Below are 21,871 nucleotides of genomic sequence, written 5' to 3' on the forward strand. Positions count from 1 at the left end.
ATGCCGGAACGGCTGAGATTGGACACGCTTCTCGTTGAAAGAAATTTCTTTTCAACACGTTCACGTGCAAGGGATGCCATTGCCCGGGGCACTGTCACAATCAACGGCGTTGTTGTGAAAAAAGCAGGGCAAGCTGTTTTGGAAAACGCCGATATCGGCGTTTTTGACCCTGCGCAACATTATGTATCCCGTGCCGCTTTGAAACTTATTGCGGCACTTTCATATTTTCCGGTTAAAACCGAGGGTGTAACCGCGCTTGATATTGGCGCTTCAACGGGGGGATTTACCGAAGTTTTACTCGAAAAAGGGGCAAGTCACGTCATAGCCGTTGATGTTGGTCACGGACAACTCCACCCCTCGCTTATCGGTCATCCAGCTATCACCCTTTACGAGGGGTTGAACGCTCGTGACCTTGAGAAAGCTCACTTGAAAAATCGTCAAGTTCAACTCGTCGTCTCGGATGTGAGTTTCATATCGCTAAAATTGGCTCTGCCACCGGCATTAAGTTTGGCTGAAAGTGGTGCCCAGGCAGTGCTTCTTGTCAAACCACAATTTGAAATCGGGCGCGAAGGTTTAGGGCGGGGCGGCATTGTCAAAGATCTATCCCGTGCAGAAAGCGTTGCTCACGAGCTTTTTAATTGGCTTGACGGGCTTGATAAGTGGCATGCAAAAGGGCTGATTGCTTCACCGATTGAAGGCGGTGACGGAAATCGCGAATATTTACTTTTCGGAGAAAAAAGCAATGATTGAAGAGGTCGTAATCGACCATGTCGGCGTCGCTGGTGATGGTGTTGCAAAGACGAAACATGGCGCAGTCTATGTCCCGTTTGCGCTTCCTCAAGAAGTTGCCAATATCGCCGCCGAAAATGGTCACGGGACTATTATTGCTTTGAAAAAACGCTCGCCCGAAAGAGTTGAAGCAAAATGCAGACATTTTGAGGCCTGCGGTGGTTGTGCCTTGCAGCATTGGGCTGATCAACCCTATCAAATGTGGAAAAGATCTCTGGTTGTCGAAGCATTGGAGGGGAGAAACATAACAACCAATGTGGATCCCGTTATTCCATGTGAGCCCCATACACGCCGTCGTATGATATTAACTGCCCGTGTCACGCCAAAAGGACAAATTGTCGGGTTCAATCGCTACCAATCCCATGAAGTTGTGGCCATTGAGGAATGTCCCGTCTCGCGTCCGGAGCTTGTTGATGCACTTGGGGCAATCAGATCGGTTGCTGCTTTATTGGCAAACTACGCGAAGGAAATACGGATTAATGTGACACTGGCGGAAAACGGAATTGATGTCGCATTGGAAGGTTGTAAAATCAATGACGAGAAATTGCGCCAACGGCTCGTAGAAGAGGGCTTGAAGCAATCGTTCATACGTTTGACGGCTGACGGCGAGATCATCATAGAAAAAGAAAGGCCGGAACTCCATTTCGGTTCGGCCGCTGTCGAATTGGCTCCGGGCGGATTTTTACAAGCAACCAAAGAAGCAGAAGAGTTTATGTCCAAGCTTGTCATGCAAGGCTTGAAAAAAACAAAAAATGCGGCTGATCTTTTTTCCGGTGCTGGCACATTTACATTCCGCATGGCCGAAAAAATGAAAGTTCATGCCGTTGAAAATGATGATGACGCTTTGAAAAGCCTTGATCGCGCCTATCGACAATCGGTCGGGCTGAAGACTGTGACTTATGAAAAGCGGGATTTATTCCGTCGTCCACTTTTGCCGCGTGAATTGGAAGCTTTTGATGGGCTTGTTTTTGACCCGCCACGGGCAGGTGCCGAAGAACAAGCGCGCGAAATTGCCAAAACAAATATTCCGCGTGTGGTTGCAGTTTCCTGTAATCCGGTCACAATGGCGCGTGATTTGTCTATTTTGATTGAGGGTGGCTACACAATTGAAAAGCTCGTGCCAATAGACCAGTTTTTATGGTCCCCCCATGTCGAGGCAGTTGCTTTACTCAAAAAGCGCAAGCCCAAACCGGGCTGGCGCCTTTAAGAAATGTGAACTGCGCTTATCTCTAGCAGGATTTGATCTGCGGCGCAGTTTGAGGATTTTTATAAAAAACCGGTCTTAGGTAAACCCCGGCCGTATTTCCGAAGAACGCGGCCACAACCCAAAGCCAGCCATGCAAGCTGCCAGATGCGATACCTGAAAAATAGGCACCGATATTGCAGCCAAAGCCAACGCGGGCACCATAGCCGAGAAGCAGACCACCAATAACGGCAGCACATGCGGAGCCGATCGGCATACGGAACTTGAACGCAAAGCGGCCAGCGAGACCAGCGGCCAACATTGCACCGGCAATAATGCCGAAATCCATCACCGAAGTGACATTGGAAAATATGCTTGAGCTCAGGTTTTTGGCGTTGCCGGGGTTTTGCCAGAACTGCCAACTTGCGACATCGACACCAAGAGCAGTGCTGATCTTCGCTCCCCAAATCGGAAAGGCGCCGGCAATGCTCCACGGCTTACCAGAGATAACCAGTGTCAGGTAATTAAGGAGTGCCAGAGCAACGCCGCCCCAAACCATTGGCCAAGGACCACGGAAAAAACGTTGTAAACCTTTATGAGTTGTCGACTTTTCCTGTTCAAGCGCACCATGACGATGTTTTTCGATGACGACTGTTAGTGCGGCAATAATTGCAAAGAGCACGAGTGAAACAACAATGCCTAATGGTGCGCCAAGGGTTTTAACCAGCGAAACCGGTTGTAATGCCGGCATATTTGCCCAGAATGACGCATGTGCCGTTGAAACAAAACCGCCAAGAACAAAAAATGCGAGAACCAGAAGCATACGGGCATTACCGCCACCGAGAGTAAATAGTACGCCGGAAGCGCAGCCACCGGCAAGTTGCATTCCCACGCCGAACATAAAGGCTCCAATGATAACCGAAAGGCTTAATGGGGCGAGCGAGCCATTGACGGGATGTCCGAAAACTTCGCCAAGGCTTAAAGTCGGGAAAAAGAGCAGGACGGCAATTGCCAGCATCAGCATCTGCACGCGCAAACCTCGCCCTCGACCATCAAGGATGAAATTGCGCCAGGCCGATGTAAAGCCGAATGACGCATGGTAAAGCGTTATTCCAAGGGCTGCACCGACGAGAAGCAAAAGCCCTTGCTCAACACGATAGGCAACCGAGAGCCAAATCGCGGCAAGCACAATGAATAAAGCGCTGATAATTTTTGGAAGTGTAAAATGACGAGACAGCTTTTGAGGCTGACCAGACACGACCGTGTACATGGAAATTCCTTTCAATGATGAAAACCCTCACGGGGCAATTTCATTACTTTGTCTACAAATTTTGCTTCCCATTTTCAACGCAAACTACAGAAAAAACAAGATAATTCCGTCACGGAAACAAATTTCTCCGATTTATTTTTTAACTGGATAAAAGGCTGGTCTTTGCAATTAGATCGGTAGGGTGTCATCTCCAATGTTATCGGGCAATCATTGCATATGAAAAGAAATTATTTTGAATTGAAATCTGAAGAGCAAATAGAGCTATAAGTTATAGATGCGGGAGATTATTCGGGTGACGTGGAAAATAAGCATTTCCTTTTGTTGACCGGCGCCGGAAGGGGGTACCGTTAAAAACCACTCTCCGCTATCGGGATTTCAATCATAATGGTTACAGCGGGTCTAAAAGATTTAACCGACTCCATCATGATTGAATGCCCCTGCACCGGTCATTCGACCGGAATGCAGGGTAAATGTTCAGCATTTCAGAAATGCGATAGGTTATCAAACAAGCTTGCACCAAGCCGTTCAAACGGCAGTGCCACCAATCGTCATTGCATTAATACGCAAATGCGGAAGTCCAACGCCGACAGGAACACTTTGACCATTCTTGCCACATGTACCAATGCCATTGTCAAGCTTCGGGTCATTACCGATCATTGTGATGCGTTTCATGGCTTCCGGACCATTGCCGATAAGCGTAGCCCCTTTGATCGGAGCAACAATTTTACCGTTTTTAACGCGGTAAGCTTCTGTACATTCAAACACAAATTTTCCCGAAGTGATGTCAACCTGACCGCCACCGAAGGAAACGGCATAAATGCCATCCTTCAAGGAGCCGAGCACTTCTTCAGGTGTGTATTGCCCGCCTAGCATCATTGTATTTGTCATTCTGGGCATCGGTGCACAGGCATAGGATTCACGCCGTCCGTTGCCGGTCGGGCGCATACCCATCAAACGTGCATTAAGCCGATCCTGCATATAGCCGACAAGCTTTCCGTCTTCGATGAGAACATTACGTGCGGAAGGTGTTCCTTCGTCATCAACAGTAAGCGAGCCACGACGCCCCGCAATCGAGCCGTCATCAATAACGGTTACACCTTTTGCTGCAACCTGTTGGCCCATGAGACCTGAAAAAGCGGAAGTTTTTTTGCGGTTAAAATCGCCTTCAAGCCCGTGCCCGACAGCTTCATGCAACATGACACCCGGCCACCCGCTTGCAAGAACAACGTCGAATGTGCCAGCCGGAGCAGGCTCGGCCTCAAGGTTTATGAGAGCCATACGGAGCGCTTCATCGGCAGCCATTTGCCAATTGTCTTCGGTAATAAAGCGGTCGAAAGCTTCACGACCGCCACAGCCATAAAAGCCGTTTTCAAGTCTGTCACCTTTAGCTGCAACCACAGACACGGCAAGGCGCACAAGCGGGCGAACATCGCGTACAAGCTCGCCATCGGCACGTAAAATCTCGACCTGTTGCAAAGAACCGGCAAGCGATACAGAGACTTGCCGTACGGCATCATTTTTATTGCGAATATAGGAATCGATCTTTTGGAGGAGGGCAACTTTAGTTTGAAACGAAGGTTTAGAGAGCGGGTTTAATTCGTCATAAAGCTTTTTATTGGTACCACGTGGCGCTGCACTATAATTTCCTTGGTAACCGTTGGTGACAGCTTTTGCCGCATCAGACGCTCTTTTTAATGCCGCTTTTGTGAGCTCTCCGGAATGGGCGTAACCTGTTGCCTCACCCGCGACAGCGCGTAAACCGAAGCCTTTATCCTGATCGAAGGAACCATTTTTCAGTCGTCCATTGTCGAAAAGGAGTGATTCACTTTCCCGATATTCAAGAAACAGTTCTCCGTCATCAGCATTTTTCAACGTGTCCTTTACAATTGATTGGACATCATTGGCTCCAACGTCGAATTGTTCGATCAGCGGTTTCATATAATTTTCCTGTCTATCAAGCTGCCATTTGCATTGTTTATATAAAAACAACAAACGCGTTTATAAAGGCTGCTTCAAGCTTTGTTGACCGGGAAAAGTTCCGGTTGAATAATATCGGCTTCATTATTCTTTGGGTAATGAATTATAGGCATCTTTCAAACCATTGAGATCAATCATACCACCAACGCCCTCTTCAGGTGTTGTGAATATGAAATAGGTTGCCATTTTCCCTTCAAGAAACGATTTGAGATCGTCATCTTTCAGGAATGCTTCTGCCACACAATTATCGCCAAGGCAGCGCCGATATTCCATCTTGCCCATGTCTTTATTATCAATCTTGATGCCCACGCCCAGACGCAGTTCAACTCGGATCGGAACAAAGACACGCATAAGTGTCCCCTGATTCTTCGGCAGCTTATAAAGCGTTACACGAAAAGCAATATCCGGCCGGTTTTGCGCCCGTACATTTTGTACAACTTCGCATTGAACATTCGGTGTCCCCGGCGGCAAAGAACAGACTTTTGTCCATGCTCCAAAAGTTTTCGGAGCAGGTACATCCTGCTGGCTTGGTGCCTGCTGGTTTTGTGCTTGTGCTAAGGCAAGACAAAGCCCCATTATGGAAACTGAATACGCGGCAACGCCACAAGCTCGTTTGAAGAATTGACGAAGTGACATGGAAACTCCTGCTCGAATCATCATGACGTTATCGCGCTTCAGCCTTTGTGAAAAGTGCCCAAGAGCTCTAGACTATAAACCATACACAACTGAAATAACATAGTGTTCAATTCTTGGGCGAGAACATGGCAAAAACGCGAAAATTTGACAAAATTGTCGTAAAGCTGTTTCTATTTGGGGCTGTTTGTCGCATTGTTTTGATAAGAAAATGTTGTTAAAGCAATGAAAAAGAGGTTCCGCAATCAACAGATTGCTTGATATTATTTGGCAAAATTGATGTCTGAACACGTAAAAAGAAGTTTTTTTTCGTCGATATTAAATCCGGATAGCAGAACTATTGGCACTCTCTATCTGGTGCTTGCTATTGTTGCCGGTGTTATCGGGGCGATATTTTCGTTTGTTTTGCGTCTGGCTTTAAACGGTACGGGTTTGGCTTTCCTTCCGGTTTCTTTTTCCAGTGACCCTGTCCTGTTGTCGTTCATGAACACCGCCCACGCGCTGATTCTCGTGTTCTTTATGGTTATGCCTGCTCTGGTTGGCGGTTTTGCCAACTGGTTTATCCCGTTAATGATCGGTACTCATAATGTCGCATTTCCCCGCGCAAATTTGTTGGCTTTTTTACTTTTGCCTCTCACGATTGTTTTGGGCTTTATGGCGCTTTTATCTATCGGCGACGAAAGCCGCTTCAAATTTTTAATGTTGGCAAGCGTTTTTGTCGGTTCGATTTCATTCATAATCAGTTTTGTCAATTTTATTACGACAATTATTACAATGCGTGCCCCCGGCCTTACACTTTCACGTTTGCCGGTATTTGTATGGTCTGTACTTGTATCCTCTTTTCTGGGGCTGGTTTCGGTGCCGGCAATGCTTGCTGCTTTGACCGAATTGATAATGAGCGGCTCTACCACTGTCGGACAGCTATCGATGATGGTGTGGTTTTTCAGCCATCCGCAAATCTATGTTCTTTTATTGCCAGCGTTCGGAATTGTCAGTGAAATACTGGTTACTTTCTGCAAGCGTCGCCTGTGGATGGAAAATGTTGTAATTGCGGCGATGATATTTATAGGTGCGATCAGTCTGGTTCTCTGGATGAACGATCTCTTTCAATTCGAAAAACCCGAGATCATGGGGCATTATTTCAAGGTTGCACTGCCTTTTGTCGTTTTGCCAACAGCGTTTATCATCTTGAGCTGGCTGGTCACATTGTTAAAAAGCCGGTTTGAATTCGAAACGCCGATGCTCTGGGCAATGGGCTTTGTCTTCATCGTCCTGATGGGGCAAATTTCAGCGCTGCAACTTGTAGCCACTGGAAATGCTGCGAACCAATGGAACCAGTCAGCCTTTGTTGCCCATTTCCATTACATTCTCTCTTTAAGTGCAGTCTTTGCCATTTTTGCCGGCTGGTATTACTGGTTACCAAAAATGACGGGCTATATTTGCCGCAAATCCACAATGCAAGTGCACTTCTGGTCATTGTTTATCGGCGTTAATGCTATTTTCCTGCCTCAACATCTCAACCAACTGAGCGGTGGAATTATTTTTAACCAGAATGCGCTAGGCGTTTGTTCGTCTCTCGGTGCACTTCTCGCTGCTGTCTCGGTTGCTGTTTTTCTTTTTGGTTTGGCTGAAACCTTCATTATGAAACGGAAAGCACAAGATAATCCATGGGGCGAGGGGGCTTTGACATTGGAATGGCAATTGCCGTCACCGCCAAACAAAGATGTCTGGGAAAAAGTGCCGGTTATTACAAAATAACGAGATCATAATATAGCGAGATCATTAGTGAAATTTTTTTGTACGGTCTACTATCCCGGCAATTGCTGCTATTCCGATACAAGGGTAGCTTTTGGTAAAGAGTGAACACTATCACCACCCCATGAGATGTCACTACTCCACGAGAGTTGTGATGCCCTTGCAATTCTGGTTGATCGTGCTGTTTAAACAAATGTATCAAATGCGGGTAAAATCCGCTCGTTAAAATTATATCCATAAGTAATTTCGCGTTCAGTGCCACTCCGTCAATCAATGAATTATTTTATTGAAATGATGATTTCCAAATAAGAATTTTCGAAAATTTATCGTATTTTTGTTATTTATCAGATTAGTTCACAAAAGTGCGAGCGAATAACGGCGTGAAGAAATTTATGCCCATATATCAATAAACAAATTTACGGTTGGTTTTTTTGCTAATATAGTTTCTATAGAATGGGTTTGTTTTGCCTGTTAAAAAACAGATGGTCTGCAACTTGATTTACAAAGTGTAGCCTGAAAAGGTGCGTAGAAGAACGGTTTATATATGTCTATATCAAAGCAAGAATCGCCTCAACCGCATATGCCGATTGCTTCTCCGGCGGATGCGAATGACTATATAATTCTGTTAAAACCGCGGGTGATGTCACTTGTGGTCTTTACAGCTCTTGTCGGCATGATAGTTGCCCCCGAACCTATCAATCCGGTTTTAGGCTTTGTTGCGATTTTATGTATTGCTGTTGGCGGCGGAGCATCCGGTGCTTTGAATATGTGGTATGATGCCGACATTGATGCCATCATGAAACGCACCAGAAAACGTCCAATACCTGCTGGCAAGGTAACTGGCGGAGAAGTGCTGGTTTTCGGGCTTGTGCTTTCTGCCTTGTCAGTATTCACAATGGGCATTTTCATCAACTGGTTTTCGGCCGCATTCCTTGCCTTTACAATATTCTTTTATGTTGTGATTTATACAATGTGGCTTAAACGTTCGACACCGCAAAATATTGTTATTGGCGGTGCCGCCGGTGCTTTTCCTCCTATGATCGGATGGGCAGCAGCAACAGGCACAATCAGTATCGAGAGCGTTATATTATTCCTCATCATATTTATGTGGACCCCGCCGCATTTCTGGGCACTTTCGCTTTTTGTCACGACCGATTACGGGGAAGCGCATATCCCTATGATGCCTAATGTGAAGGGTGAACGGTCGACCAAAAATCAGATATTGGTTTACGCAATTCTCATGGCTCTTTGCGGTATTGCGCCTTATTTTATAGGTTTTGCGGGCATCACTTATGGAATTTTGTCAACGATTTTAGGTGTTATTTTTATCTATTATTCTTACGAGCTTTGGAAAACCGGACAACGTGAGCAAACAGTAGCAAAGGCAAAGAAATTGTTTTTCTTTTCGCTAATCTATCTCGCGGCTCTCTTTGCTATATTACTCGTAGAATCGCTGGCTACTCGCCTAATATCCTATTTGGGAGCGTGACAATGGACGAGCAAAAGCATCTTGACCAGATAGCACTTACAGAAATTCAAAAAAAAGCTCAGCACCATAGGGCAAAAGGTTTGGCTATAGCACTTTTCCTATTCGTTCTTCTTGTATATGCAGCCACAATGGCGCATGTGAGTGCCTGAAAGTTTCAAGCCTTAGGTTAAGGGCGCTTCTCAAGGACAGGTTATGATATCGAAACCACCATTAACAATTCGCCTCTGCGGACCGCGCGGCTTTTGTGCCGGTGTCGACAGAGCAATACAGATCGTCATTCTCGCTTTGAAAAAATATGGTGCGCCGGTCTATGTGCGTCATGAAATTGTGCATAATCGTTATGTTGTAGAAGGATTACAGGCGCGAGGTGCAATTTTTGTCGAAGAGCTTGATGAAATACCAGTCGAACATCATAACCAACCGGTTATTTTTTCAGCCCATGGTGTACCGAAATCGGTACCTGAAACCGCACGGTTGCAAAATCTTTTTTATCTTGATGCAACCTGTCCGCTGGTTTCAAAAGTGCATAAACAGGCTATGCGTCACCAGCGCAACGGGCGTCATGTCATTCTGATTGGCCATTCCGGTCATCCCGAAGTCATCGGAACTATGGGACAGGTTGATCCGGGAACTGTGACTTTGATTGAAAATGTTGAAGATGCCGAAAATTATCAGCCATTGCCCGGTCAAAAATTGGGTTTTGTTAGCCAGACGACTTTGTCTGTGGAAGATACGGCTGAAATTATCGCTGTATTAAAACGGCGGTTTCCCGATATTGAACCACCGGCTGCTGAATCGATTTGCTATGCAACGACCAATCGTCAGGAGGCTGTGAGGGCAGCCGCTCCCGGCAGTGACCTGTTTTTGATTGTCGGTGCTCCGAATTCGTCAAATTCCCGCCGTCTGGTAGAGGTTGCCGAACGCTTCGGCGCCAAACGTTCCTTGCTCGTGCAACGCGCAGCCGAAATAGATTTTGATCATTTGGATAATGTCCATACTGTAAGTCTTTCTGCCGGCGCATCGGCACCGGAAATAATTGTTGATGAAATCATTGCTGCATTCAGAAAACGTTTTGATGTCACTATAGAAATTGCAGAGACTGCGGTTGAAAATGAAACCTTTTTGGTCAACAGGGAATTGCGGGAAGTCGTGTTGACGCCGGAAGATATGGAATTTGTCAATGGCAAAGGAATTCCCGATAAAGACAAGTGACGAAAGCATGAACTTGCTCGCAAGGGGCGGATAATGGCTGTTTATACAGATATCAATGAAGACGAATTAACAGAATTTTTAAATGATTATTCGATTGGTGCGCTGCAATCCTATAGAGGTATTGCCGAAGGTGTCGAAAATTCGAATTTTATGCTCCATACGGAAGCTGGACGTTTTATCCTCACACTCTTTGAAAAACGTGTCAAGAAAGAGGAACTGCCATTCTACCTCGAACTGATGAATCATCTTGCCGGAAAAGGAATTTCCTGCCCGAAACCCGTCAAACGTAAAGACGGAAAAATGATTGGCAAACTCGTGGGAAGACCGGCCACCATTGTTTCCTTTCTCGAAGGTGTCTGGCTCAGAAAACCGAATGTCGAGCATTGTCGGGAAGTCGGAAAAGGCATGGCAAAAATGCATCTGGCAGGGCTTGATTTTCCGCTTAAACGAAAAAATAGCCTTTCGATTGAAGCCTGGCGCCCATTATGGAATTTGAGCCGCGGACGTGCGGAAGAACTGGCATCGGGTATTGTCAAGGAAATTGACAAGGAACTCGACTATCTCGAAAGCAACTGGCCGCATGATCTACCTCAAGGCGTCATCCATGCCGACCTCTTCAACGACAATGTTTTCTTTCTGAACGATCATATGTCCGGCATTATAGATTTCTATTTTGCATGTACAGATATGCTTGTCTATGATCTTGTCATTGCCCTTAATGCTTGGTGCTTCGAACGCGATTATTCGTATAATGTCACAAAAAGCGAGGCGATGCTCAAAGCATATTGTGCTGTTCGCCCGCTTCAGCAAAACGAGATTGACAATATACTTGTTCTCGCCCGTGGGGCAGCGATCAGATTTTTCCTCACCCGCCTTTATGACTGGTTCAACACACCGGCAAATAGTCTGGTTGTGAAAAAGGATCCACTCGAATATTGGCGGAAATTGAATTTTTTCAGAGATGTCATCAAACCGTCTGAAATCGGACTCTAAATCGCGGATCTTTCTTTGAAACAGGTTGAAATATTCACTGATGGTGCTTGTTCCGGTAATCCGGGCCCCGGCGGTTGGGGAGCGCTCTTGCGTTGGAACGGGGTCACAAAAGAACTTTACGGCGGCGAAGCCGATACCACGAATAATCGTATGGAATTGACGGCTGCAATAAAGGCACTCTATGCATTGAAAGAGTCCTGTAAAGTCGACCTTTATACCGATTCTGTCTATGTGCGGAATGGCATTTCAAGCTGGATAGATAGCTGGAAGGCGAATAATTGGAAAACATCTGCAAAAAAACCGGTCAAAAATGCCGAGCTTTGGCAGCAATTGGATGAGGCGCGTTCGCGTCATAAAGTAAGCTGGCATTGGGTCAAAGGCCATGCAGGCCACCCCGAAAACGAACGTTGTGACGAACTTGCTCGTAAGGGTGTTGATGAAAATCGCTAGATACTGTTCAATTTTTTCTCTCAACAACCAATGTACCGGTAAAGGCTATAGGTTCTGCATCAACGATATAGGTGATAGGCATTGGGGCATTGCTATTTCTTGAAATAATACGCGCTGAAAATACCATTTCATGAGCACTTTTTTTAACAATTTCGGCAGGTCCGATTTCTTCCCTGTTTCCATCAAGAAAAATTGCTTTTATCGTCTCGTCATCTAAATGTTTCAAAGTTATGGTCATAGACTGTCCGTCTTCACGCGCATAAATTTCCAGATTTCGAGGCTTGCTTTTCGGTAATTTATCTGTCGCCCAAGCGAGAAGTGACGCTGGAAGCGGCGTTTTGTCACTTGCATCTGAAAAGTCGAATGGAATATTGACCGGAATACAAATTTCTTTGCATAAGCCCAGCGTGAACTGTCCTTTGAATGCTGCATTCTTCGTGTCTTTTTCAACATAAAATGGGAGCATTACCTCGCCTTTATAACCGATAGACCAATCATTACCGTCTATAAAGAGCTGAGGAACAGGAAATAAAATCTGGTGATTGAGCGATGGTTGAAAGTCGAATTCTGGCGCCATGCCTGAACTCCCCGGATTTTGCCAATATGTTTTCCAACCCGGTTTAAGATCGACTTCTATTATTCCTTCAAAATGCTTGCCTTCTTTACCGTTGTTCAGCGCAACACGCACCCGCCCGCCTTCAATTTCATGCCAGGGAGTGGCTAACAATTGAACAGGTGAATTTGTTTGTGCAAATGTCGGTAAAGATACAAACGAGGTGAAGACGAAAAAGCAAACCAGCTTTAAAAAAAAACGCAATTCTCCGTCCTCGTCATCAACTAACAATTTATACAAGAGTTTTGTCAAAAACTTCACTTTTTTCTTGCAACTCGTCAATGTACGATTACTTTTAAATTATGGATAAAATTAGCACAATGAAAAAACGCGACGGCTTTTTAAATGGCCATCTGCTTATTGCAATGCCGGGTATGGGAGATGAACGTTTTGCCCATGCGGTTATCTATATTTGTGCGCACTCTGACGAGGGCGCTATGGGGATTATGTTAAATCGGCGTAAGGACGTAAAATTTCCTGATCTTCTTTTACAACTTGGCATTATTAATGCTGCTCAGGCTATCCATCTGCCGGAACCGATAAAACTATTTCCGGTGAGAAATGGCGGACCTGTCGATCGTCAACGTGGGTTTGTCCTTCATACAGATGATTATGCATGCCGGACAACTATTCCTGTGACCCGTGATATCTGTCTGACATCGACAACGGATGTTTTGAAGGCAATGAGTTTGGGCAAAGGGCCGGAACGCGCAATTATTGCACTCGGATATGCCGGCTGGGCAGGTGGTCAACTCGAAGCGGAAATTGCTGCCAATGGCTGGCTGACAAGCCCGGTCGATGCCGATTTCCTGTTTGCTCAGGATTTCGATCATCAATATGAAAAAAGCCTGAAGAAGATGGGTATTGACCCGACATTTCTCGTCGGACAGGCAGGACATGCTTGAAAAAAGACGGGTCGCTGACGCGAAAATCTTTTTATTGCGAAGAAGCCCGTTTTAGCGAGTTTTTAAAAAAAATTGAAAAACACTTTATTTTTAAGGAAATCGGAGAGGCACTCCATAGGATTTGATTTTTTTGTGCCGATTATACTCTCCCGATAACCTCACTCTATCCTGATAAGCTGACCGGCTTTTTATCCTTTTGCTGTGGCAGACCGGCCAGATGATGGTGAACATGTATTTCAATAATTCAAGCTTTAAATTCCGGCTTTCGGATGTTTCGTGACCAGCGTGATAAGCTCTTCAACGCCCACAGGTTCGGTAAATACATTGCTTTGAACAAATTCGCAGCCTTCTTCACGCAACATAACGGCTTCGTTTTCCTTTTCGACCCCCTCGGCGATCACTTTCAGCTCGAGATCATGGGCCATTGTAATGATGGATTTCAACACCAGACGTTTCTTCGAACTATCGACTTCAAGAAGTGAACGATCGAGTTTTATCATATCGAAGGGGTAACGTAAGAGAAAAGCGAGAGAAGAATAACCGGTACCGAAATTGTCGAGTGCAAGTCCGATGCCGAGAGCCTTGATCTTTTCAAGAAGATTGGATGATTGCTCCGGATTTTCTATCAGAATGGATTCCGACATTTCCATCATCAAGCGTCCCTTGTTGACAGGATTGCGCATCAAAATTGCTTTCAATTCATTGATCAATTCCTGATGAACCATCTCTGCGCTCGGTATATTGACTGAAATAAAGAAGGATTGTTTCGGAAAACGGTCCTGAATATGAGCGAGATCTTCAACAACAGTTGACATAGCAAATTTCGCAAGCGGCATGACGACTTGCTCACTTTCTGCCGTGTGAATGAAATCGACAGCCGACAAGTTGCCATGGCGGGGGTGGTGCCATTCCATCAACGCTTCAAAACCGACAATTTGTCCGTCGTTGAGGTCAAGAACCGGATGGTAAAGCACTTTGATTTCGTTGCGTTGAAGCGCATAACGAATATCATTGCTCATGCTGTTACGCTCAAGCCCCAAAGTGCGGAAATTGGGACGGAAGGGTTCTATTTTATTGCCACCGGCTTTTTTGGCGTGAATCATCGCGAGTTCTGCATCACTCAACATGTCTTCGGCATTCGAATTGCCTTCGGTCCATGTGATGAGGCCGATAGATGCGGATAATTTGACTTCGCGTTCCGAAAAAATAATGGGAGCAGCAACTGTTCTTTGCAATTGGTCGGCGAATGCTGCAATTTTGGCAGGATCGGTCTGGCTTGTCAGTACGATTGCAAAACGATCTGTCGAGAGGCGCGAAAGGGTATCTTCGGGTGTAATCAGGCGCCCGAGACGGCGCGCAATTGTCAGCAGGAATGTGTCACCGACCGACATGCCGAACTGATAATTTATATTACGAAAACCGTCAAAATCGATAACGAATACTGTCGGTCTGATCGGCCGACCTGCAACAGCGAGATTGACAAAAGTTTGCAGGTGATCAAGGAAAAGCTGCTGATTGGGCAAACCTGTCAAATTATCATGGACAGAGTCTTGCAATAATCTTTCTTCCGCTTTCTTGTGATCGGTAACATTGACAAGTGTTCCCACCACCCGCACAATTTCTCCGTCAGAACCGATGACTGGTCTGGCTCTTAATGCAAACCAATAATAGTGTCCGTCGCCGGAACGCAAACGCAATGTTTGGTCAATCCGGCCTTTGCGGGTATCGAGAATCATATCGAGTATCGCACGAAAGCGATCCCGATCGTCGCTGTGCAAAGCTTCAACCCAGTTGCGGATTGTTCCATTCAATTCACCCGCAGTGGAACCGAGATAAATCGAAAGATCGGGATTGATGACCACACGGTCACGTCGCACATCCCAGTCCCAGACAATGTCACCTGCTCCCATAACCGCAAGAGCCTGCCTTTCAAGATCGGAAAATATGCCTTGATGGAACGCGCCGCCAGAAAACGCATGTTGCATAACCGTAAAGGCAATAAGAAGAACGATGAGAACCAGTCCGCCGGCAAGTGCAGGTTGAACAATATCGTTATCAAGCTTGCCGGTTACACACACATAAGCTCCGCAAAGCCAAAAGATAATGAGAAGCCATGTCGGTATCAACATAATGGCACGGTCATAGCCGCGGATAGAAAGATAGCCAATGAGAACAATACCGAGTAGGGCGGTCAGTCCGAAGGAAAGTCGGGCAATACCGGCTGCTCTTGTCGGGTCATAGACCGCGAAAGCTCCGAGTGCGCATAAAGCGATTATCCAGGCCGCCGCACCATAGCTGAAATGGTAATGCCAGCGGTTTAAGTGGAGGTAGGTAAAGAGAAAGATAAAAAGAGATGCAGCCAGTGCCACTTCCGTTGCCGCTCGCCACATCGGTTCGGTTTGCGCCGAGATAACGAATAATTTGTTCAGAAAATTGAAATCTATGCCGATATAGGCAAGCACTGCCCAGGCGACTGCTGCTGTTGCCGGAAAAAGGCCGGTTCCCCGCACCACAAAAAGAACACTCAAGAGGAGGGCGAGAAGTCCGGAGATGCCAAGCAATATACCATGGTAGAGCGTATAAGAGTTAATTGTATCCTTATACGCTTCCGGTTCCCACAAATAGACCTGTGGCAGTTTTGATGAACCGAGTTCGGCAACAAGTGTGACAACTGCCCCCGGATTGATGGTAATTCTAAAAACATCCGAATCAGGACTGGATTGCCTATCAAGAGCAAAACCTTCAGACGGGGTGATGGATTGTATGCGCACCGAACCAAGATCGGGCCATAACAGGCCGGATCCTGCCATCCGGTAATGCGGTGTAACAATGAGGCGGTCAATCTGGTCATCGGTTGGGTTGGCTATGGCAAAAACCGCCCAGTCACTTTCTGCGTGGTCGCCATTACCCTGCATTTCGATACGCCGAACAATACCATCCGGTCCGGCCGCCGTTGATGTTTGAAAAGTGTTTCCCTTGATGTGGTGGATTTCGACAGCGCGGGATAAATCAAGTGCCGTATCTTGCGAAGATATTTTGACGGGCTCAACAGACAATGCCGACTGGCACAACAGGGCGATCATCCCCAGTGTCCAGAATATAAAAATAGATACGGTCTTGCCTATAATCTTCACAACGCCTCACTTTCAAATTGACTTTATTGGTCTTTCGGTTTCCAGCAAAGAATAGAGGTAATGATCCTGCCATTCACCGTGAATTTTAACATAAGCCCGCATCAGCCCCTCTCTGACGAAACCACATTTCTCCAATAAAGCAATGGAACGTATATTTGTCGGAACAGAGGCAGCTTGCAGACGATGTAATTTGAGCTGTTGAAAAGAAAAATCAATCATCAGTTCCAAACTTTCATGCATAAAACCGTGGCCCGAATATTTCTCTCCGCACCAGTAACCGATCTCGCCTGATTGTACGACCCCACGTCGAATGTTTCCGAGGCTTATTCCGCCGATAAGATGGTTTGTTTCGTTTAAAAACACGAAAAATACAAAAAATTGGCCATTTTTGCGACCTTCAATATAACGGTCAAGATGCGATTTATAACGGATAAGCGTATGGGCATCAGCCGGCCAAAGTGGTTCCCACGGTTCCAGAAACGCACGGCTTTCGGTTCTCAAAGTTGCCCATTCCTGATAATCATCGAGCATAGGAAAACGCAGATAGATATGTTCCGCCTTCAAATTCGGAAGGTGGATTTTTTCCTGTTGTCTATGCGGCTGTCGCCGGAAGGGCATTTTGAACATGCCATTGCCTTTCTGGCCGAACTTAATAAGGACGCCGTCCGGCTCCCGAGGATAGAGCCGCGACAAGATCACCATAACTCATAATTGGCCCGATTGCCCCCACTGCTGCCAATGTCGGTTTTGAATCAATAAATAAGCGTTCAGCCAAATCGGTCAATCTGTCAACAGTCAAAAGTGACAGACGCTCCAATGTCTCGGATGCCGGAATAGGACGACCATAAAGCAACATTTGCCTTGCAATCGTTTCGGCCCGGCTTGACGGACTTTCTTGCGACATAATGAGACCGGCACGATATTGTTCTCGTGCACGATCAAGTTCTTTCTGGTCTATCTTTTCGCTGACCTTATAAAGCTGGTCCAGAATAACGGGGATAAGGTCGCTAAGGCCGTCTTCACTTGAAGCGGCATGAACGCCGAATAGGCCTATATCCGAAAATCCCCAATGAAAAGCGTAAATTGAATAACAAAGCCCACGTTTTTCACGCACTTCCTGAAATAAACGTGAAGACATCCCGCCACCAAGAATGATGGATAGAATTTGGGAAGCGTAATAATCACGAATATGATAGGCACGCCCTTCAAATCCCAAAAGCACCTGCGCATCTTTGAGATTGCGATATTCACGGAAATCACCGCCAACATAATTGGCAAGATCGGCAAGGGGAGCCGGTGAATGGGCACGATAACTGCCAAGCCGTTTTTCAACTTCTTTTACAAATGCCTGATGGTCAACGGCGCCTGTTGCCACAAAAATCATTCTGTCGGCGCTATAATGCTCGTTCATAAAATTCCGCAAATTATCGGAGGTCAATGCACGAACGGATTGGGCCGTGCCAAGAATAGGTCTGCCTATTGTTTGATGGCGGAATGCTGTTTCGGTAAAATGGTCGAACACAATATCTTCGGGCATGTCATTTGCAGCACCGATTTCTTGCAAAACAACCTGTTTTTCGCGTTCAAGCTCACCTTCGTCGAATTTCGGTGAAGTGATAATGTCGGCAAGAATATCAACAGCAAGGGGTACGTCATTTTTCAGTACACGTGCATAATATGCTGTGGTTTCAACGCTTGTTGCCGCATTGATTTCTCCGCCTACATCCTCGATCTCGGCAGCAATTTCATAGGCAGAGCGATTTGCAGTGCCTTTGAAGGCCATATGTTCGAGCATATGGGCAACGCCATGCTCGTCATATGTTTCGTTACGAGAGCCGGATTTTACCCAGATGCCGAGTGCAACACTCTCGATCTGGGGCATGGTATGCGTGACGATTGTCAAACCATTGCCAAGTCGGCTGATTTCTACACACATACGTGTGAAACTCCTTCATTCAAAACTTTAATAAAAAACCACATTATGCGTTGTCTGTCTTTTAGAAAAAATGAACAGGGTTAATGGCAGGCGCGTGACTTGCTGCCAATATAATCTTTCACTATTTTTTCATCATTCTTGAGTGTTTCATAGTGCTCGGGTCTTTCCATCAGTCCGTCGAGCCAATGAGGAAGTTTCGGCGTTATGCCGCACGATGCCTTCACCGCATCGGGAAATTTTGCCGGATGAGCGGTAGAAAGAACCACCATAGGAATGGTTTCTTCCAAATGTTCACGCGCAACTTTGATAGCTATGGCTGTATGCGGGTCGGCAAGATAATGGCTTTCCTTATAAAGTTGGTCGATCATATGGGCGGTTTCTGTTTCAGTAGAGCGACCAGCCGAAAAGAGGGTGCGTATTTTTTGAAGTACACTTTGATCAATCCTAAATTCGCCGGACTGTTTCAAACTTTCCATAGCATTGCGGATTGATACAGCATCGCGCCCGGAAGCTTCAAATAACAACCGTTCGAAATTGGAGGAAACCTGAATATCCATCGATGGAGAGGTGGTATGTTTTAACGAGTGAATTTTGTAGACACCTGTTGCAAGTGTACGCACCAGAATATCATTGTCGTTTGTTGCAATGACGAGATGGGCAATGGGAAGCCCCATACGGGAAGCAACAAAGGCTGCAAAAATATCGCCGAAATTACCGGTAGGAACAGTAAACGAAATCGCTCTGTCAGGAGCACCGAGTGAAATTGCCGAAGTAAAGTAATAGACAATTTGCGCCATGATGCGCGCCCAATTGATCGAATTGACGCCGGAAAGAGCCGTTTTATCGCGGAAGGCATGGTCGTTGAACATTGCTTTTACCAATGCCTGACAATCATCGAAGTTCCCTTCAATAGCCAGTGCATGGACATTGGCATTTTTATTGGTTGTCATCTGGCGTTGTTGCACCGGCGATACATGACCTTTCGGAAAAAGAATAAAAATATCGCAGCGCTCGCGTCCGGCAAAGGCTTCAATTGCAGCTCCGCCGGTATCACCCGATGTTGCACCGATAATTGTTGCCCGCTTGTTCTGCCGGTTTAGTATATGATCCATCAATCGGCCAAGCAATTGCATTGCAACATCTTTGAATGCCAAGGTGCGGCCATGAAAGAGTTCAAGTATGAATTCATTTGTATTGGTCTGGACAAGGGGACAAACTGCAGGATGACGGAATGTCTGATAGGCTTCGTCAACCATGGAATCGAAATCGTTGCGCTCGATATCTCCTTCTACAAATGGCCAAAGAAGGGTCTTGGCAATTGTTGCATAGGATTTCCCCCGCAAAGCTTTTAACGAAGACGGTGAAAAATGCGGATAAGTTTCAGGCAAATAAAGCCCGCCGTCACGCGCGAGACCGGTCATAACTGTATCGGAAAAGCCGAGTACCGGCGCATTGGCTCTCGTGCTGATATATTTCATTCAAATACTCCTCGGCTTATCAACAAACGTAAATTGTTTGCTATCGCGCTATTTTACAACCTTTACGGGATTGAAAAGGTCCTCTATTTTACCAGACTTGCCAAAATATATAAAAAGCGAGACAACAACAAATCACTCTTTTCAAACGCTGATATAGACCAGGTTTACTAGTTGAGGAAAGTCCACTTCATGGATAAAAATTCGATTTATCGTTTTTCATTCGGCTTTGGCCTTATGATTGCTGCTTCGTCACTTCTTTCGGGATGCTTTATCCATAAGAAAGTTGACAATGTGCCGCCCGAGCCAAAAATTACCGAAGCACAATTGCGCGCCTATTGCCCCATCGTTCTCATGCGCGACAATACGGCGTTTTATGATGTTTATGAACGTGGCGGGGAGGGGGACGCCAATAAAGTCATGTATCAGGCTGCTATAAGAGACGTGACCAGAACATGTAACACCACGGACACAACTTTATCTATGACAGTTGCAGCCTCGGGGCGGGTGGTGCCTGGCCCGATGTTTAAAAAAGGCACCGTGTCACTCCCGATCCGGGTCACAGTAATGCAAGGCGATTCTGTAATCTATTCGAAATTGCGTAACTATCCTGTTGAAATCAGCAACGGGGTTGATGCGACACAATTCATCTTTTCGGATGATCAAATTTCATTTCCAAAACCGACAGCAAAAAATATCCGGATTTTTGTCGGATATGACAGAGATCAGAAAAAGTAGTTGCTTGCAAGAAATGCGGGGAATGTTCCAGAAAAAACGGTACTTCATTGCAACTTATAAACTGCCCGAAGTCAGAAAACACCGGAAGACTATAACGCTTCCGGTGTTTTTATAAGGTTTTTCGCGTTTAAACTTTTTTGACCGGATTATCTTTTAAGCGGCGAAAGATTTCCTGATAGATGAAATGGCACTTTCAGAAATCGTCATATTGGCACGTTCAAAATGCTGATTTCGGATATTGTAAAAGAACCATTCCGGCTTAGCCATTGTGGCCGTCAAAGGCGGTAGCTCATATATCTTTCCACTCGGACAAAGCTTTGAGTACGGCAGGCAGATCCACGTGATGTGCAATGACTGTTTCAGCTCCCGCTTCGGTTAAAACATCGGCAAGGCCGTGATAGGCGTGGGAGCCGCCGGTAAAGCCCACAACACGCATTCCGGCTTTGACGGCACCTCGAACGCCGTGAACCGAATCTTCGATAACAATTGTATTTTCGGGCTTTGCGTGCATTTTTTTTGCCGCATAAAGATAGACATCGGGAGCCGGCTTTACCTTTTTCGTTCCAACTTCGGGTGCAGAAAAAATCTTGTTTTCAAAAAGATCGTAGAGACCGGTAATAGTAAGCATGCGCTTAATGTCTTCTGATCGCGAATTCGAGCAGATACAATAAGGATAGAGTTTGGCAACAGCTTCGACAGCCTCTCGTGCACCATCAATGCCGAGTAATTCATCTTGCATGCGCTTTTTGAAAAGTTCGGGAACCTGTTCAATCAGACCGACGGACAGGGGAACATCCGAATGTTTTTCAATTTCTTTGAGAATATCGAGAAAAATAAGTCCTGCATAACGTTCCGATATTTCCTCCGGTGTTATTTCAACGCCTGCTTCTGCCAATAATTGCGATTCAATCTGGGCCGCCAGATATTCCGAATCAACAAGGACTCCATCACAATCAAAAATAACAAGATCTATCTGCGGCATCAGCTTTTATCCCGTAATGTGTCATAACAAGTTCCGATCTTTTAGACGTTTCGGTCGGGCATTGGCAATAGCTGAAAAATTAGCGTCGATTTCTATTTTGTTTTTCCGGCTTATCAGCTTTGAAAAATTCTGGTTTTGGTAATTCGATTGATAAAAGTTTTGAGTTTACCAGTTGTCTTTCCGGATGTGTGGCTCGAATTCCGGTCCGCTCTTTGTAGAATTTTATATTGTGACAATAACCGTTTTTAAAACCTGAGGTCTTTAACCCGATATTTACCCTATTTCGCCAATTTATGCTTGTTGAAACCGTGATTCGTTTGGTCACGGAAGTTTATGT

The 21,871-nt window shown here is 45.8% G+C and carries 19 protein-coding genes; 10 read left to right on the forward strand and 9 right to left on the reverse strand.

Translation table 11 applies throughout. The features are described from left to right. On the forward strand, positions 1-750 hold the full coding sequence (locus BBC0178_RS03555) for a TlyA family RNA methyltransferase (protein ID WP_078039231.1): 750 nt from the start codon (positions 1-3) through the stop codon (positions 748-750). Further along, the gene (locus BBC0178_RS03560; protein ID WP_078039232.1) at positions 743-1,996 is read left to right on the forward strand and encodes a class I SAM-dependent RNA methyltransferase; all 1,254 of its coding nucleotides are present in this window, start codon (positions 743-745) and stop codon (positions 1,994-1,996) included. The genes BBC0178_RS03555 and BBC0178_RS03560 overlap by 8 nt, the downstream gene beginning before the upstream one ends. Positions 1,997-2,018: 22 nt before the next feature. Here BBC0178_RS03560 and BBC0178_RS03565 read toward each other — a convergent pair whose 3' ends face one another. From BBC0178_RS03565 to BBC0178_RS03575, 3 genes are all read right to left on the reverse strand, one after another. Further along, positions 2,019-3,242, reverse strand: a complete 1,224-nt coding sequence (locus tag BBC0178_RS03565; RefSeq protein ID WP_078039233.1) for a YeeE/YedE family protein — start codon at positions 3,240-3,242, stop codon at positions 2,019-2,021. Between the two features lie 525 nt (positions 3,243-3,767). Then, positions 3,768-5,180: a metalloprotease TldD gene (gene tldD, locus BBC0178_RS03570; protein ID WP_078040343.1), complete on the reverse strand. Its 1,413-nt coding sequence runs from the start codon at positions 5,178-5,180 to the stop codon at positions 3,768-3,770. A gap of 123 nt (positions 5,181-5,303) precedes the next feature. Beyond that, positions 5,304-5,855: an invasion associated locus B family protein gene (locus BBC0178_RS03575; RefSeq protein WP_078039234.1), complete on the reverse strand. Its 552-nt coding sequence runs from the start codon at positions 5,853-5,855 to the stop codon at positions 5,304-5,306. Between the two features lie 276 nt (positions 5,856-6,131). Between BBC0178_RS03575 and BBC0178_RS03580 the strand changes: the two genes are divergently transcribed. The 6 genes from BBC0178_RS03580 (at position 6,132) to rnhA (ending at position 11,751) form a co-directional block, all read left to right on the forward strand. Further along, positions 6,132-7,610, forward strand: a complete 1,479-nt coding sequence (locus BBC0178_RS03580) for a cbb3-type cytochrome c oxidase subunit I (RefSeq protein WP_078039235.1) — start codon at positions 6,132-6,134, stop codon at positions 7,608-7,610. 541 nt (positions 7,611-8,151) lie between these two features. Next, the gene (locus BBC0178_RS03585) at positions 8,152-9,096 is read left to right on the forward strand and encodes a heme o synthase (protein WP_078039236.1); all 945 of its coding nucleotides are present in this window, start codon (positions 8,152-8,154) and stop codon (positions 9,094-9,096) included. 2 nt (positions 9,097-9,098) lie between these two features. Next, complete coding sequence (locus BBC0178_RS11815) at positions 9,099-9,245, forward strand: hypothetical protein (RefSeq protein WP_188317764.1); 147 nt, start codon at positions 9,099-9,101, stop codon at positions 9,243-9,245. Between the two features lie 43 nt (positions 9,246-9,288). After that, complete coding sequence (ispH, locus tag BBC0178_RS03590; protein WP_078039237.1) at positions 9,289-10,308, forward strand: 4-hydroxy-3-methylbut-2-enyl diphosphate reductase; 1,020 nt, start codon at positions 9,289-9,291, stop codon at positions 10,306-10,308. A 33-nt stretch (positions 10,309-10,341) separates the two neighbouring features. After that, the gene (gene thrB, locus BBC0178_RS03595; protein ID WP_078039238.1) at positions 10,342-11,301 is read left to right on the forward strand and encodes a homoserine kinase; all 960 of its coding nucleotides are present in this window, start codon (positions 10,342-10,344) and stop codon (positions 11,299-11,301) included. A gap of 15 nt (positions 11,302-11,316) precedes the next feature. After that, entirely contained in the window at positions 11,317-11,751 is a 435-nt protein-coding gene (gene rnhA / locus BBC0178_RS03600) for a ribonuclease HI (RefSeq protein ID WP_078039239.1), read from the forward strand. 7 nt (positions 11,752-11,758) lie between these two features. Here the strand turns inward: rnhA and BBC0178_RS03605 are convergent, their stop codons facing one another. Then, positions 11,759-12,568 (reverse strand): protein-disulfide reductase DsbD domain-containing protein, encoded by an 810-nt coding sequence (locus BBC0178_RS03605; RefSeq protein ID WP_188317765.1) that lies wholly within the window; start codon positions 12,566-12,568, stop codon positions 11,759-11,761. A 116-nt stretch (positions 12,569-12,684) separates the two neighbouring features. Here BBC0178_RS03605 and BBC0178_RS03610 point away from each other — a divergent pair, with 116 nt between their 5' ends. Further along, entirely contained in the window at positions 12,685-13,269 is a 585-nt protein-coding gene (locus BBC0178_RS03610; RefSeq protein WP_077970800.1) for a YqgE/AlgH family protein, read from the forward strand. 251 nt (positions 13,270-13,520) lie between these two features. On the opposite strand, the gene BBC0178_RS03615 is transcribed toward BBC0178_RS03610, so the two are convergent. From BBC0178_RS03615 to thrC, 4 genes are all read right to left on the reverse strand, one after another. Then, on the reverse strand, positions 13,521-16,403 hold the full coding sequence (locus BBC0178_RS03615) for an EAL domain-containing protein (protein ID WP_418214908.1): 2,883 nt from the start codon (positions 16,401-16,403) through the stop codon (positions 13,521-13,523). Positions 16,404-16,415: 12 nt separating this feature from the next. Beyond that, positions 16,416-17,030 carry a GNAT family N-acetyltransferase gene (locus tag BBC0178_RS03620; RefSeq protein WP_078039242.1) on the reverse strand — a complete coding sequence of 205 codons (615 nt, stop codon included), beginning with the start codon at positions 17,028-17,030 and terminating at the stop codon, positions 16,416-16,418. Between the two features lie 22 nt (positions 17,031-17,052). Next, positions 17,053-18,339, reverse strand: a complete 1,287-nt coding sequence (locus BBC0178_RS03625; RefSeq protein WP_078039243.1) for a M16 family metallopeptidase — start codon at positions 18,337-18,339, stop codon at positions 17,053-17,055. 80 nt (positions 18,340-18,419) lie between these two features. Further along, positions 18,420-19,817: a threonine synthase gene (gene thrC, locus BBC0178_RS03630; RefSeq protein ID WP_078039244.1), complete on the reverse strand. Its 1,398-nt coding sequence runs from the start codon at positions 19,815-19,817 to the stop codon at positions 18,420-18,422. A gap of 189 nt (positions 19,818-20,006) precedes the next feature. Here thrC and BBC0178_RS03635 point away from each other — a divergent pair, with 189 nt between their 5' ends. After that, positions 20,007-20,552, forward strand: a complete 546-nt coding sequence (locus BBC0178_RS03635) for a hypothetical protein (protein WP_078039245.1) — start codon at positions 20,007-20,009, stop codon at positions 20,550-20,552. Between the two features lie 289 nt (positions 20,553-20,841). Here the strand turns inward: BBC0178_RS03635 and BBC0178_RS03640 are convergent, their stop codons facing one another. Continuing rightward, complete coding sequence (locus BBC0178_RS03640; protein ID WP_077970809.1) at positions 20,842-21,534, reverse strand: HAD family hydrolase; 693 nt, start codon at positions 21,532-21,534, stop codon at positions 20,842-20,844. Positions 21,535-21,871: the final 337 nt, after the last annotated feature.

Origin of the sequence: Ditibartonella apihabitans (assembly GCF_002007485.1) — a bacterium.
Taxonomy (GTDB): domain Bacteria; phylum Pseudomonadota; class Alphaproteobacteria; order Rhizobiales; family Rhizobiaceae; genus Bartonella; species Bartonella apihabitans.